Origin of the sequence: Methylobacterium variabile (assembly GCF_001043975.1) — a bacterium.
In the GTDB taxonomy this organism is placed as follows: Bacteria; Pseudomonadota; Alphaproteobacteria; order Rhizobiales; family Beijerinckiaceae; genus Methylobacterium; species Methylobacterium variabile.
In genome coordinates this window covers 25,963-39,322 of sequence record NZ_LABY01000029.1, presented here as the reverse complement: position 1 = coordinate 39,322, position 13,360 = coordinate 25,963, and the positions used below count along the sequence as shown (strand labels likewise).

Sequence of the window (13,360 nt, the reverse complement as noted above, 5' to 3'; positions counted from 1 at the left end):
CGATACCGGCTCGCCGATCCGGCCGCGGTGCGGGCGCTGCTCCTCGGCTGGGCCGAGGGCGGCACCATCGATCCCGAGTCCCTGCCGCGGGCCTGAGGCGCCCCGAGGGCCGATAGGCCTATCGGCCCGCCGGGCGACAGGCCTATCGGCCGGCCGGGCAATGCTCTAACCACTCTCCCCGACGTCACGCACAGGAACGATCCCGTCGATGCGCCGTTCGCCCCTCGCCCTTGCCGGAGTGATCACGATCGCCATGACCGCCTCAGCCTCCGCCGACTCGTTCATCACCGCCCCTTCCGGCCTCAAGTACAAGGACGAGGTGGTCGGCACCGGCCCGCAGCCGAAGACGGGCCAGACCGTCAGCGTCCACTACACCGGCTGGCTCTATCAGGACGGCAAGAAGGGTGCGAAGTTCGACAGCTCCCTCGACCGCAAGCAGCCGCTGAACTTCGCGGTCGGCACCGGCCAGGTCATCCGCGGCTGGGACGAGGGGCTCTCGACCATGAAGGTCGGCGGCAAGCGCACCCTGGTGATCCCGCCGGACCTCGGCTACGGCGCCCGCGGCGCCGGCGGCGTGATCCCCCCGAACGCCACGCTGATGTTCGACGTCGAGCTGCTCGGCATGCGCTGAAGCCTGTTCGACGCGGCCATCACCAACGCGTCGCGACGGTTCCACCGCACAGGGTCATCCCGGGCTTCGCTTTCGCGGGCCCGGGATGACGCGGAGAGTCTGTCAACCTGAGCGCAGATCCGGCCCAGGCTCACCGGTCGGATTCTACACCTCCAGCCACTCCCGCCGCACCGCCTCGTTGGCGCTGAGCGCCGCCGGCGTGCCCTCGAACACCACGTGGCCGTGGCCCATCACGTAGAGGCGCTGCGACAGCTTGAGGGCGATGGTGAGCTTCTGCTCGACCAGCAGCACCGAGACGCCGCGGGCGGCGATCTCGCCGATCATCTCGGCGACCCGGGCGACCATCTGGGGCGAGAGGCCTTCCGTCGGCTCGTCGATCATGATCAGGTCGGGGTCGCCCATCAGGGTGCGGCAGATCGTGAGCATCTGCTGCTCGCCGCCCGACAGCACGCCGCCCGGCGTGTCGATCCGCTCCTCCAGGCGAGGGAAGAGCCGGAAGATGTCGGCGTAGGACCAGCGCCCGCCGCGCTTTCCGCTCTTCTCGCCGAGCGCCAGGTTCTGCCGCACGGTGAGCTTGGGGAAGATCGCCCGCTCCTCCGGCACGTAGCCGAGGCCGCGGCGGGCGACCGTGTAGGGCTTGAGGCCGGCGATCGGCTGGCCCTTGAAGCGGATCTGGCCGCGGGGCGGCACGTCGCCCATGATCGCCTTGAGGGTCGTCGACCGCCCGACCCCGTTGCGGCCGAGGATCGAGACGATCTCGCCGGCGCCGACCCGGAAGCTCACCCCCTGCAGGATGTGGCTCTTGCCGTAATAGGCATGCAGGTCCTCGACCTCGAGGAGGGCGGGCGCGGTGGCGGCACGCGCCGCCGGCATCGCGACGGCGGCGCTCACGCGGCCTCCTCCCCGGTGGCGACCCCCAGATAGGCTTCCTGCACGGCGCGGTTCTCCCGGATGCGGGCGGGGGTGTCGGTGGCGATGATGCGGCCGTAGACCAGGACCGAGATGCGGTCGGCGAGCCCGAACACCACCGCCATGTCGTGCTCGACCATCACGAGCGTGCGCCCGGTCGTGACCTCGCGGATGAGCTGGGTCGCGTGCTCGCTCTCGCTGTGGCTCATCCCGGCCATCGGCTCGTCGAGGAGGATGACCTTGGCGTCGCTCGCGATCGCGATGCCGATCTCGAGCGCCCGCTGCTCGGCGTAGGCCAGCAGCCCCGCCGCCACCGAGGCGCGGTGGCCGAGGCGGATGCGGGAGAGGATCTCCTCCGTGCGCTCGGCCACGCCCGGCAATCCCTCGACCCCGCGCCAGAACGACGGTCCGTGGCCCATCGCCCGCAGCACCGCGCAGCGCACGTTCTCCCACACGCTGAGCTTCGGGAAGATGTTGGTGACCTGGAAGCTGCGGGCGAGGCCGGCCCGGTTGATCGCCGCCGGGCGCCAGCCGGTGATGTCCTGCCCCTCGAGCCGGATCGTGCCGCTCGTCGGCGCGAAGCGGCCGCTGATGAGGTGGAACAGGGTCGACTTGCCGGCGCCGTTCGGCCCGATGATGGCGTGGCGCTCGCCCGTCGGCACGGCGAGGTCGACGCCGTTGATGATCTTGGCCGGGCCGAAGCTCTTGTGGACGCCGGACAGCTCGATCGCGGGGGCGCTCATGCGAGTTTCTCCTTGGCGGCGGCGGAGGCCTCGTGCCAGGCGGCGGCGACCCGCGGCAGCACCGCCCGCAGGGCGAAGGCACCGCCCGCCGCCATGGCGCCGGCCACGCACCAGGGCAGGACGTGGCCGGCATCGAGGGGGATGCCGGCGAGGCTCGTCTCGGTGCCCTCGCTCGCCTTCACCAGCACCCGGAACGCCATCTCGATGAGCGCGATGCCGCCGGCCAGCATGAGGGCGAAGGGGCCGAGGGCCAGGAGGTAGGCCGGGATCAGGCGGTGGGCGGTGCCGGCGCGCAGGAGCGGGCCGTGCATGAGCGCCAGGCCGGCGATGCCGCCGGGGGCGAACATCACGATGGCGATGAACAGGAGCCCGAAATAGAGCTGCCAGATCTCGGTCAGGTCGCTGAGCGAGACCTGCAGCAGCGTCACCACCACGGCGCCGACGACCGGGCCGACGAAGGTGCCGATGCCGCCGATGAAGGTCGCGAGCAGCACCACGCCGGACTGGTGCACGCCGAGATAGGCCGAGTTGGCGATCTCGAAGTTGATCGCCGCGAGCGCCCCCGCGACCCCGGCGAACATCGCCGACAGGCAGAAGGCCGTGACGCGGATCGTCTGCGGCTCGTAGCCGAGGAACTCGACCCGCTCCGGATTCTCGCGCACGGCGTTGCACAGGCGCCCGAGCGGCGTGCGGGTGATCGCGAACATCGCCACGGCGCAGATCAGGCACCAGGCGGCGATGAGGTAGTAGACCTGGATCTGCGGCCCGAAGCCGATGTCGAACAGCCGCAGCATCTTGGTGCGGTTGGCGGTGATGCCCTCCTCGCCGCCGAAGAAGCTGTGCAGGATGTGCGAGCCCGAGGCGACCAGCTCGGCGATGCCAAGCGAGATCATCGCGAACACGGTGCCGGCGCGCCGCGTCGAGATCATCCCGAACAGGATCCCGAAGGCGAGGCCGGCGAGCCCGCCCACCAGCGGCAGCAGCGGCAGCGGGATCGGCAGGCGGTTTCCCGCCACGACGTTCATGGCGTGGACGGTGAAGAACGCGCCGAGCCCGTAATAGACCGCGTGCCCGAAGGACAGGAGCCCGGTCTGGCCGAGCAGCATGTTGTAGGACAGGGAGAACACCACCATGATGCCCATCAGGCTCATCATGGTCAGCGCGGTGCCGCTGGTGAAGACGAGGGGGGCGGCGACCAGGATCCCGGCCGCCAGGAGCCAGGGCAGCACCTGGGCGGCGAGCCCCGCTCCGCGCGGGCGGATCGACGGGCGGGCCCCGGCCTGCGCGAAAGATCCGGACGGCGCGACGTCGGCGAGATCGCTCATGCTTCGCGGTTCCCGAGCAGGCCGGTCGGCCGCGCGATCAGCACGAGGACCAGCAGGAGGTAGGGGATGATCGGCCCGACCTGGGCGATTGTCACGTTCCAGAGGTCGCCGAGCACGCCGCCCGATGGCGCGGCGTCGATGCCGACGGCGCGCAGGACGCTGGCGACCGAGACGTCGAGGGAGATGGCGAAGGTCTGCACCAGCCCGATCAGCAGCGAGGCCACGAAGGCACCGGTGAGCGAGCCGAGGCCCCCGACGACCACGACCACGAACAGGATCGGTCCGAGCAGGCCCGCCATGTTGGCCTGGGTCACCAGCGCCGGCCCGGCGATGACGCCCGCCACCGCGGCCAGGCCCGTGCCGACGCCGAACACCAGCATGAACACCTTGGGCACGTCGTGGCCCAGCATCGCCACCATGTTGGGGTGGGTCAGCGCCGCCTGGATGATCAGCCCGACCCGGGTGCGGGTCAGGGCCACCAGCAGGGCGATGAAGATCGCCACCGAGATCACCAGCATGAACAGCTTGTAGGCCGGATAGTTGGTGCCGAAGACCGTGAAGGCCGGGAAGTCGAGGGCGGCCGGGACGCGGTAGTCGACCGGCAGCTTGCCCCACACCATCTGCACCACCTCCTCGATCACGTAGGCGAGGCCGAAGGTGAAGAGCAGCTCCGGGACGTGGCCGTGGCGGTGGACGTTGCGCAGGCCGTAGCGCTCGACGAGCGCGCCCAGGCCCCCGACCAGCACCGGGGCGGCGACGAGGCCGACCCAGAACCCGGTGAAGCGGCTGATCTGATAGCCGAAGAACGCGCCCAGCATGTAGAAGCTGGCATGGGCGAAGTTGAGCACGCCCATCATGCTGAAGATCAGGGTCAGGCCGCTCGCCATCAGGAAGAGCAGCATCCCGTAGAGCACGCCGTTCAGCGTCGAGACGATGACGAGTTCGAGCACGCGGGGTCTCCTGCCGGTGCGGGGCGCTGTCTTGGTGGTGACCGGGTGGGAAAACCCGCCGGCCCGGGCTGTTTCAACCCCGCCCTTTCCCGGACGGCTGGAGCGTCAGCGGAAGGAGATCCGGGATCCAGCAACTAAATTTCACGAAGCGACCGCTTGTCTGCAATGCCGCAAAGATAGAGCCGTTTCGCGGCGCTTTCCCTGCTGGATCCCGGATCTCCCTCCGCTTCTCTTGGGTCGTTCGGGAAACGGTGGTTCAGGCCGGTTCATTCGCGCCGCGTAAAGGGCACCCCATTATCCTGGGATGCCACTCGTATCGGCTCAGCTCGGCCGGTCCATCTTGCAGGTGGTCGGCAGCAGGGTCTCCTGGGCGCTCACCTCGCCGGCGCCGGTCCAGCCCCAGCCGGTATTCTCGCTGTCGAGGACCTTGGAGGTGTCGACCGGGCCGAAGCGCGAGATGTAGATCGGCTGGAAGATCTGGTGGTCGTCCGGCCGGATGAAGCTGTCCTTGCCGTAGAGCGTGTCGTTGTGAATCGCGTCCATCGCCTTGGCGATCGCCTTCGGGTCGGTCGACTTGGCGGTGAGCGTCGCCTTGGCCAGGATGTTCATCAGGTTGACGACCCGCGGATAGGTCAGCTCCTGGCCGGTCTTGGCGCGGAAGGCGGTCTCGAAGTCGTGGCCGGCCTTGGAGTCGACGTTGGCGTAGCCCTCGGCGATCTGAAAGACCCGGTCGGGCAGGTTGGCCTGCTTGATCGCGGTCGGGCCGCCGCTGCCGCCGCCGTAATAGGTGTAGAAGTTGGCCTGGAGCCCGGCATCGCCCGCCGCCTTGAGCAGCAGCGCCATGTCCTGCGCCCAGTTGCCGGTGATCACCGTGTCGGCACCGGCCGCCTTGATCTTGGCGATGTAAGGCGAGAAGTCGTTGACCTTCTGCAACGGCGCCACCTCGTCGCCGACGATCTGGATGTCGGGCCGCTTCTCCTTCAGCATCGCCCGGGCGGCGGTGCGCACCGCGTGCCCGTGCGAGTAGTCTTGGTTGATGAGGTAGACTTTCTTGATCTCGGGCTTGCCCTTGATGTAGTTGGTCAGGGCCGCCATCTTGATATCGGAATTGGCGTCGAAGCGGAAGTGCCAGTAGTTGCACTTGGCGTTAGTCAGCGCCGGATCGACCGCGGCGTAGTTGAGATAGATGATCTCCTTGCCAGGATTGCGATCGTTGTACTTGCCGACGAAGTCGATCAGCGCGGCGCCGACCGAGGAGCCGTTGCCCTGCACGACCACACGGGCGCCGGAATCGATCGCCTTCTGAAGCTGGACGAGGCTCTCCTGCGGGTTGAGCTTGTTGTCGTAGCCGGTCACCTCGAGCTTCAGGTCGGGGTTCTTGGCGTTGAGCTGCTCGGCCATGAACTGGAAAGTCTTCAGCCCGGCCTCTCCGGTACTGGCCCCGCCGCCGGAGAGCGGATCGACGAAGGCGATCTTCAGGCTCATCGGCGCGGCGAGCGCGGTCGAGGCCGCCAGGGCGACGAGGCCGGCGGCCGTGATGCGCGCGAGGGTCTTGACCAAGGCGTCCTCCTGAACTGGCGTTTCCGGTTCTTGACGGCGCGCCGTGTTCGGCGTCGCCGGCGGGTCGTCGCCCGCCTTAGACCGACAGTGCATCCCCGTCCGGGACCGGTCAAGACGCGAAATGATGATCCGCATCGCGAAACAAGTTGCCGAGCCGGCGTCGTCCGGTCACCTTATGACGCCCCGGGGCCCCGGCCGCGGGGAAAGGGGGGAGGCGGCAGCATGGCACAGGCGATGGCGGCGCGCGCCGGCGCGATCACCCAGGACCCGGCGGAGACCGAGGATTCCGACCGGCAGTTCGTCACGGCCCTCGCCCGTGGCCTCCAGGTCCTGCGCGCCTTCCGGGACGCGGCCGAGATGCTGGGCAATCGCGAGATCGCCGCCCGCACCGGGTTGCCGAAGCCCACGGTCTCGCGCCTGACCCACACGCTCCTGTCCCTCGGCTACCTGGTGCACGACCCGCAGGGCGAGCGCTACGGCCTCGGCCCCGCCGTGCTGGCGCTGAGCGCCGCCTTCCTGCGGCAGAACTCGTTCCCGCAGATGGTGAAGCCCTTCCTGCAGGACCTCGCCACGGCGGTGCAGGCCCACGTCGCCCTCGGCCTCCTCGACGGGCTGTCGAGCGTCTACGTCCAGCTCTGGCGCGGCCAGGGCCAGCGCATCGTGCTGTCGAGCGAGGTCGGCTTCCGCCTGCCGCTCGCCCGCAGCGCCATGGGCATGGCGACGCTGACGAGCCTCGACGAGGGCGAGCGCAGCGCCCTCTTCACCCGCCTGCGCCGCGACGGCGCCGATGCGGGCCGGCTCGACCGCACCTACCGCCGCTGCGCCCAGGAGATCGCCGAGCACGGCTTCTGCGTCGGCATCGGCATCTGGCACCAGGACATCAACGCCGTCGCGGCCCCGATCCACGCCCCCGGCGGCCGCGGCCACTTCGCGGTCAACATCAGCGGCCCGGCCTTCCTGCTCACCGAGGATGTCCTGCGCCGCGACACCGGCCCGAAGCTGCTCGAGACCATCGCGCGCATGCGGGCGCTCGGGATCGTCGACTGAGGGCGCGCGGCAGGCCGGGCGAAGCCTGCGCCGCAGGCGCACCCCGGATGCGCACACGAAGCTGGACAAGCTCCGTCCGCTCCTGCCACTCTCCCGCGAAACAACATTTCGCAGGGTGGAAAGTTCAATGATCAGTGCGGATCTGCACGGCCGCCGCGTGCTCGTCACCGGCGGCGCCTCGGGGATAGGCCTCGCCGCCGTCACCCTGTTCGCGCGCTGCGGCGCCGACGTGGTGCTCAACCATCTGGCCGAGGACGGCCGTGGGCCCGAGGCCGCCTCGCGCCTTGCTGCCGAGGGGCTCAAGGTCCGGGCGCTCCCCGGCAACGTCGCGGTGCCGGGCGAAGCGGAAGGCATGGTCGCGCGTGGCATCGACGCGCTGGGCGGCCTCGACGTGCTCATCAACAATGCCGGCACCCCGGCCTCGACCACGCCGATCGAGTTCACCGACCTCGACGCGATGACCGAGGAGTTCTGGCAGACGATCCTCTCGACCAACCTCGTCGGCCCCTATCGCTGTGCCCGCGCGGCGGCGCCGGCCCTGCGCCAAGCCAAGGGTGCCATCGTCAACACCGCCTCGGTGGCGGGTCTCGGGCGGCGCGGCTCGAGCATCGCCTACTCGGCCAGCAAGGCGGGGCTGGTGAACCTGACCCGCAGCCTCGCCCGGGCGCTCGCTCCGGAGGTGCGGGTCAACGCGGTCGCGCCGGGCCTAGTCCAGACGCCCTGGACGGAAGCCTGGCCCGAGGCGCGCAAGGCCGAGACCGTGTCGCGGACGCTGCTCGCGCGCCTCGCCAAGCCCGAGGACATCGCCGAGGCGATGCTCTTCCTCGCCGCCGGCGCGGCCTACGTCACCGGCGAGACCTTGGTGGTCGACGGCGGCATGCTCTGAGGGGGGGATCCATGTCGCGCAAGACCGTCATCACCTGCGCCCTCACCGGCTCGTTCGACACGCCCGCGAAGAACCCCGCCGTGCCGGTGAGCCCGCGGGCCATCGCGCAATCGGCCCTCGAGGCGGCGGAGGCCGGGGCGGCGATCGTCCACATCCACGTCCGCGACCCGGAAACGGCCAGGCCCAGCATGGACCTCGCCCTCTACCGCGAGGTGGTGGAGCGCATCCGCGAGCGGAACGCCGACGTCATCCTCAACCTCACCACCGGTGCCGGCGGGCGGTACGTGGCCGGCGACCCCGACCCGGCAGTGGCGGGACCCGGCACGACCCTCGCCTCGCCGGAGGCGCGCACCCGCCACGTCACGGCGCTGCGGCCGGAGATCTGCACCCTCGACGTGGCGACGATGAATTTCGGCGAGCACGCCTTCATGAACACCCCGGCCCACCTGCGGGCGATGGGGGCCCTGATCCGGGAGGCGGGAGCGAAGCCGGAGATCGAGGTGTTCGACCTCGGCCAGATCGAGCTCGCCCGCCACCTCCTGGCCGAAGGGCACCTCGCCTCCCCGCCGCTGTTCCAGATCTGCCTCGGCATCCCGTGGGGAGCGCCGGCGACGCCCGAGACCCTGCTGCAGATGCGCGACCGCCTGCCCCGGGACGCGGTGTGGTCGGGCTTCGGCATCTCCCGGGCCGAGTTCCCGATGGTGGCCCTCGCCGCCACCGCCGGCGGCCACGTCCGGGTCGGGCTCGAGGACAACCTCTACCTGTCGCGGGGCCAGCTCGCCCCGAGCAACGCCGCCCTGGTCGAGAAGGCCGTGAGCCTGCTCGCCCATCTCGATTGCGCCCCCGCCAGCCCGGCCGAGGCGCGGGCGATCTTCGGGCTCGCCGCCTGATCCGGCCCGGCGTGGCCGGAAGGTCACGCCCGCGGGCTTTCATCCTCGCTCTCCCGCCCCCGGGACTACATACCGGTGAACGGTCCCGGTCGTGCGTTCCCGCGGGACGGCCGGCCGGGATCAGGGTGAGTTGCATTCCCGCCGTAAAGATTCCGCAGACGGCCGGACTGTAGCATCGCCCATCGGGCAGGCATGAAAACCGGAATGGGAGCCGCGACGGTCCGACGTCCCAGGGCCTGCGGCGCGGCTCAGAGGGAGTGTTGGATGACCAGAAGCGGTTACGGGCGGGCCCTGATCGCCGCGGGCCTCGCGGTGCTGGCCGGCGGCGCCGAGGCGGCGCAGTGCGGCAACTCGGCCGCCGGATTCGAGTCCTGGAAGCGCGAGTTCGCCGAGGAGGCCCGCGGGCGCGCCAGCCCGGCCGCAATCTCGGCCCTGATGGGCACCTCCTACTCGTCCGCCACCATCGCGGCGGACCGGGGCCAGAGGAGCTTCAAGCTGTCCCTCGAGCAGTTCCTGGCCAAGCGCGGCGGGCCGGCGATCATCTCCCGCGGCCGGGCCCTGAAGCGCTCGCAAGGAGCCCTGTTCGACTCGATCGAGCAGCGCTACGGCGTGCCGCCGGGGCCGCTCCTCGCCATCTGGGGCATGGAGACGGGTTTCGGCGCCGTGAAGGGCAACGTCAACACCCTCTCGGCGGTGGCGACGCTCGCCTATGATTGCCGCCGCTCGGCCTTCTTCACCGACCAGCTCTACGCCGCCCTGACCCTGGTCGACCGCGGCGTGCTGACCGCCGCCACCCGGGGCGCGGCCCACGGCGAGGTCGGCCACACCCAGTTCCTGCCGAAGAGCGTCCTGAACTACGGCACCGGCGGCAGCCTCGACAACGTCTCGGTCGCCCTCGCCTCGACCGCGAACTTCCTCAAGGCCCATGGCTGGCGCGCCGGCGCCGGCTACCAGCCCGGCGAGCCGAACTTCGCGGCGATCCAGGGCTGGAACGCCGCCTCGGTCTACCAGCGCGCCATCGCGCTGATCGGGTCCAAGATCGACGGCGAATGAGCGGCGGTACGTGAGCAGGCTCCGGGAGGCGAGCCCCCCGGAGATCCCGGCTCGTCGTCAGCCTCGGGCGGAGCGGTCCGACGGGCCGCCCCGGCCGATGCGCGGCAGGTCGCTGGCGCCGGCGCCCGGCACCACCACGAGGCGGCGCACCTCGCCCCGCAGGAAGGCCTGCAGGAAGCGGTCGTAGTTCCGGAACGAGACGCAGCCGTTCGAGGCGCCGCTGGGCCCGAGCATGTAGGTATGGGCGAGGAGCCCGACCCGTCCGTGGATGGCGCCGCTGCCGCCCACCGGGTTGAGCCGGATGGCGCGCACGCCGTGGAAGAGGGCCTCGCGCTCGGTGAGGTCGTAGGTGCCCGGCGGCGTGGCGCCGCGCATCTTCAGGTGCACGTTGCGGGGGTCGTCCATGTGCGGCCCGAGGCCCGAATGCGCCTCCAGCGTCTCGCCGCTCGGCAGCGTCACCACGCGGGCGCTGATGTCGTAGACCGCGATGCCCGGGCTGGCGCTGAGGCGCTGGCGCGGGGCGGATTCGAGGGCGCCCGGCGCCGCGTAGGCGAGGGTCTGGGCCGGCGCGGCGCGCTCGCCCCCTCCCCCGAAGATCCGGTCGAGCAGCGAGGGCTCCTCCGGCAGCGCGGCGCGGAAAACGCTCTGGGTCGAGGCCACGGCCTGGACCGGGCGCCGCGGCGCGCGAGTCGCCAGCACGGCCGGCGACGGGCGCAGCTCGGGCGGACGCGGTACCGGCAAGGGGATGGCGGCGAGGGGCTGGGGGATGGAAGGCCCGGCCTCGGCGAGGCGCGGCGCCTCGGGGAGCGGCGCGGCTACGGGCTCCGTCGCGGGCGGCACGGCTGCGACCAGCAGGGCTGCCTCGGCCGGAGCCTCCCGGACGAAGGTCGCCGTCTCGCGCCCCGGGGTCGGCAGCGGCGCGAGCATCCAGCCGAGCTCGGCCGGGGCGATTCCGGCCTGACGGCCCGGCGCGACCGACTCGGTCTGCGCCGAAGCCGCCGCGACCGGCGGCTGGGGCTCCTCGCGCGGCATCAAGCCGCCGGCGGCGCCGATGCCCGCCAGCACGGTGGCGAGGAGGACCCGCCGGTTGCGGCGGCGGCGACGGACGGAGCCCGGGGCGAGGCGCCCGGACGAATACGCGACGAGGTCCATGCGGCCTGTACTCGATGGCAGTTCCCGCACGGACCCGCCCGGCCGACCGCCGGCGCAGGGAAGCGCGGCGGGCCGGCGAGATCGGCCGCTTAGGAAAGGATCAACCTTAAGCTCTCGTATTGAGAGGGCTTTTGGTTAATCCCGGCTAAATGACATCGAGCGAATCCGAAGAATTCGTGGCACCCTGATGGCGGGTACGACCGGCGACCTCCCGACGCGAGAGCGGGCCGCCTCGGCGTGAGGCGGCCCGCTCTCGCGTCTCCGTCGTCCGGTCGTTGCGGGACCGGGTCACTCCACCGTGACGGACTTCGCCAGGTTGCGCGGCTGGTCGACGTCTTTCCCGAGCACCACGGCGGTGTGGTAGGCGAGCAGCTGCACCGGCACCGCATAGACGATCGGCGCGACGACGGCGTCGAGGTCCGGCATCATCAGGGTGGCCAGCGTGTCGAGGCCGGCGGCGTCGGCGCCCCGCGCGTCGCCGATCAGCACGATCCTGCCGCCGCGGGCCGCCACCTCCTGCATGTTCGAGACGGTCTTCTCGAAGGTCGCGTCGTGGGGTGCGATCACGATCACGGGCACCGCGTCGTCGATCAGCGCGATCGGGCCGTGCTTCAGCTCGCCGGCGGCGTAGCCCTCGGCGTGGATGTAGGAGATCTCCTTGAGCTTCAGCGCGCCCTCGAGGGCCATCGGGTAGGCGGTGCCGCGGCCGAGGTAGAGCACGTCCCGGGCCTTGGCGATCTCGCGGGCCAGGACCTCGATCTCCTCCTCGCGCTTGAGCGCCTCGGCCATCAGGCCCGGCACCTTGATCAGGGCGTCGACGAGGCGCTTCTCCTCGGCCTCGTCGAGGGTGCCTCGCGCGCGGCCCGCCGCCAGCGCCAGGCAGAGCAGCACCGTGAGCTGGCACGAGAACGCCTTGGTGGAGGCGACGCCGATCTCCGGACCGGCGAGCGTCGGCACCACGGCCGAGGCCTCGCGGGCGATGGTCGAGGTCGGCACGTTGACCACCGCCAGCGTGTGCTGGCCCTGCGATTTCGCGTAGCGCAGCGAGGCCAGGGTGTCGGCGGTCTCGCCCGACTGCGAGATCACGAGGGTGAGCCCGCCCTTCTCGAGCGGCGGCTCGCGGTAGCGGGTCTCGGAGGCGACGTCGATCTCGACCGGCAGCCGGGCCAGCTTCTCGAACCAGTACTTGGCGACGAGACCGGCATAGTAGGCGGTGCCGCAGGCGGTGATCGAGATGCGGCTGAGATTGGCGAAATCGAAGGGCAGCGCCTCCGGCAAGGCGACCCGGCCGGCGGCGAGGTCGACGTAGTGGGCGAAGGTGCGGCCCACCACCTCGGGCTGGTCGTAGATCTCCTTCGCCATGAAGTGGCGGTAGTTGCCCTTGTCGACCAGGAAGGCCTGCGTGGCGATCTTCTGGCGCGGACGGGCCACCACGTTGCCGGCACTGTCGCGGATCTCGGCCCCGTCCCGGGTCAGGATCGTCCAGTCGCCCTCGTCGAGATAGGTGATCTCGTCGGTGAAGGGCGCGAGCGCGAGGGCGTCGGAGCCCAGATAGGTCTCGCCGTCGCCGAAGCCGATCGCCAGCGGGGCGCCATGGCGGGCGCCGATCAAAAAGTCCTCCTCGCCGGCGAACAGGAAGGCGAGGGCGAAGGCGCCGCGCAGGCGCGGCAGCGCCGCCTCGACGGCAGAGACGGGGCCGAGGCCCTGCCGCATCAGGTGGCTGACGAGCTGGGCCACCACCTCGGTGTCGGTCTCGGTCTCGAAGGCGCAGCCCTCGGCCTGGAGCTCGGTCTTCAGCTCGCGGAAGTTCTCGATGATGCCGTTATGGACCACCGCCAGGCGCTCGGTGGCGTGCGGGTGGGCATTGGTCTCGTTCGGCCGGCCGTGTGTGGCCCAGCGGGTGTGGCCGATGCCGATGGCGCCGGCGAGCGGGTTCTGCAAAAGCTTCAGCTGCAGGTTCGACAGCTTGCCCTCGGCCCGCCGGCGCTCGAGCCGGCCGGCCTCGAGGGTGGCGATGCCGGCCGAGTCGTAGCCGCGGTACTCGAGCCGGCGGAGCGCATCGACCACCTGTCCCGCCACGGCGCTCCGGCCGACGATTCCAACGATCCCGCACATGCTCACCGCCTCACGTCTCGCTCGGCCTCTCGCGTCCCGTTCCGGGACGCTCCGGCCCTTCTGCGGGACGCACGGCAAGTCCCTTGCCGCGCCGCACCC

At 71.1% G+C, this 13,360-nt stretch carries 12 protein-coding genes; 5 read left to right on the top strand and 7 right to left on the bottom strand.

Annotation, left to right across the window (positions count from 1 at the left end; all coding sequences use genetic code 11):
* Positions 1 to 208 precede the first annotated feature (208 nt).
* Positions 209 to 631: an FKBP-type peptidyl-prolyl cis-trans isomerase gene (locus tag VQ02_RS05025; RefSeq protein ID WP_048443066.1), complete on the top strand. Its 423-nt coding sequence runs from the start codon at positions 209 to 211 to the stop codon at positions 629 to 631.
* A 144-nt stretch (positions 632 to 775) separates the two neighbouring features.
* Here the strand turns inward: VQ02_RS05025 and VQ02_RS05020 are convergent, their stop codons facing one another.
* From VQ02_RS05020 to VQ02_RS05000, 5 genes are all read right to left on the bottom strand, one after another.
* Positions 776 to 1,504, bottom strand: a complete 729-nt coding sequence (locus tag VQ02_RS05020) for an ABC transporter ATP-binding protein (protein WP_048443071.1) — start codon at positions 1,502 to 1,504, stop codon at positions 776 to 778.
* A 14-nt stretch (positions 1,505 to 1,518) separates the two neighbouring features.
* Positions 1,519 to 2,283 (bottom strand): ABC transporter ATP-binding protein, encoded by a 765-nt coding sequence (locus VQ02_RS05015; protein WP_048443065.1) that lies wholly within the window; start codon positions 2,281 to 2,283, stop codon positions 1,519 to 1,521.
* Positions 2,280 to 3,608 carry a branched-chain amino acid ABC transporter permease gene (locus tag VQ02_RS05010; protein WP_048443064.1) on the bottom strand — a complete coding sequence of 443 codons (1,329 nt, stop codon included), beginning with the start codon at positions 3,606 to 3,608 and terminating at the stop codon, positions 2,280 to 2,282. The genes VQ02_RS05015 and VQ02_RS05010 overlap by 4 nt, the downstream gene beginning before the upstream one ends.
* Positions 3,605 to 4,558 (bottom strand): branched-chain amino acid ABC transporter permease, encoded by a 954-nt coding sequence (locus VQ02_RS05005; RefSeq protein ID WP_048443063.1) that lies wholly within the window; start codon positions 4,556 to 4,558, stop codon positions 3,605 to 3,607. Before VQ02_RS05005 ends, VQ02_RS05010 begins: the two co-directional genes overlap by 4 nt.
* A gap of 321 nt (positions 4,559 to 4,879) precedes the next feature.
* Entirely contained in the window at positions 4,880 to 6,118 is a 1,239-nt protein-coding gene (locus VQ02_RS05000; RefSeq protein ID WP_048443062.1) for a branched-chain amino acid ABC transporter substrate-binding protein, read from the bottom strand.
* A gap of 222 nt (positions 6,119 to 6,340) precedes the next feature.
* On the opposite strand from VQ02_RS05000, the gene VQ02_RS04995 reads away from it, so the two are divergent.
* The 4 genes from VQ02_RS04995 (at position 6,341) to VQ02_RS04980 (ending at position 9,994) form a co-directional block, all read left to right on the top strand.
* Positions 6,341 to 7,165, top strand: a complete 825-nt coding sequence (locus VQ02_RS04995; protein ID WP_048443061.1) for an IclR family transcriptional regulator — start codon at positions 6,341 to 6,343, stop codon at positions 7,163 to 7,165.
* 127 nt (positions 7,166 to 7,292) lie between these two features.
* Complete coding sequence (locus tag VQ02_RS04990) at positions 7,293 to 8,051, top strand: SDR family NAD(P)-dependent oxidoreductase (protein ID WP_048443060.1); 759 nt, start codon at positions 7,293 to 7,295, stop codon at positions 8,049 to 8,051.
* Between the two features lie 11 nt (positions 8,052 to 8,062).
* The gene (locus VQ02_RS04985; protein ID WP_048443059.1) at positions 8,063 to 8,941 is read left to right on the top strand and encodes a beta-keto acid cleavage family enzyme; all 879 of its coding nucleotides are present in this window, start codon (positions 8,063 to 8,065) and stop codon (positions 8,939 to 8,941) included.
* A 264-nt stretch (positions 8,942 to 9,205) separates the two neighbouring features.
* Entirely contained in the window at positions 9,206 to 9,994 is a 789-nt protein-coding gene (locus tag VQ02_RS04980) for a lytic murein transglycosylase (protein WP_048443058.1), read from the top strand.
* Positions 9,995 to 10,051: 57 nt separating this feature from the next.
* Here VQ02_RS04980 and VQ02_RS04975 read toward each other — a convergent pair whose 3' ends face one another.
* Together VQ02_RS04975 and glmS are read right to left on the bottom strand one after the other, a co-directional pair.
* On the bottom strand, positions 10,052 to 11,146 hold the full coding sequence (locus VQ02_RS04975) for a DUF2778 domain-containing protein (RefSeq protein WP_048443057.1): 1,095 nt from the start codon (positions 11,144 to 11,146) through the stop codon (positions 10,052 to 10,054).
* Positions 11,147 to 11,434: 288 nt separating this feature from the next.
* Entirely contained in the window at positions 11,435 to 13,261 is a 1,827-nt protein-coding gene (gene glmS / locus VQ02_RS04970; RefSeq protein ID WP_048443056.1) for a glutamine--fructose-6-phosphate transaminase (isomerizing), read from the bottom strand.
* Positions 13,262 to 13,360 lie beyond the last annotated feature (99 nt).

Coding starts and splice junctions, on each gene's coding strand:
- VQ02_RS05025 (WP_048443066.1), top strand. CDS start 209: ATGCGCCGTTCGCCCCTCGCCCTTGCCGGAGTGATCACGATCGCCATG.
- VQ02_RS05020 (WP_048443071.1), bottom strand. CDS start 1,504: ATGCCGGCGGCGCGTGCCGCCACCGCGCCCGCCCTCCTCGAGGTCGAG.
- VQ02_RS05015 (WP_048443065.1), bottom strand. CDS start 2,283: ATGAGCGCCCCCGCGATCGAGCTGTCCGGCGTCCACAAGAGCTTCGGC.
- VQ02_RS05010 (WP_048443064.1), bottom strand. CDS start 3,608: ATGAGCGATCTCGCCGACGTCGCGCCGTCCGGATCTTTCGCGCAGGCC.
- VQ02_RS04995 (WP_048443061.1), top strand. CDS start 6,341: ATGGCACAGGCGATGGCGGCGCGCGCCGGCGCGATCACCCAGGACCCG.
- VQ02_RS04990 (WP_048443060.1), top strand. CDS start 7,293: ATGATCAGTGCGGATCTGCACGGCCGCCGCGTGCTCGTCACCGGCGGC.
- VQ02_RS04985 (WP_048443059.1), top strand. CDS start 8,063: ATGTCGCGCAAGACCGTCATCACCTGCGCCCTCACCGGCTCGTTCGAC.
- VQ02_RS04980 (WP_048443058.1), top strand. CDS start 9,206: ATGACCAGAAGCGGTTACGGGCGGGCCCTGATCGCCGCGGGCCTCGCG.
- VQ02_RS04975 (WP_048443057.1), bottom strand. CDS start 11,146: ATGGACCTCGTCGCGTATTCGTCCGGGCGCCTCGCCCCGGGCTCCGTC.
- glmS (WP_048443056.1), bottom strand. CDS start 13,261: ATGTGCGGGATCGTTGGAATCGTCGGCCGGAGCGCCGTGGCGGGACAG.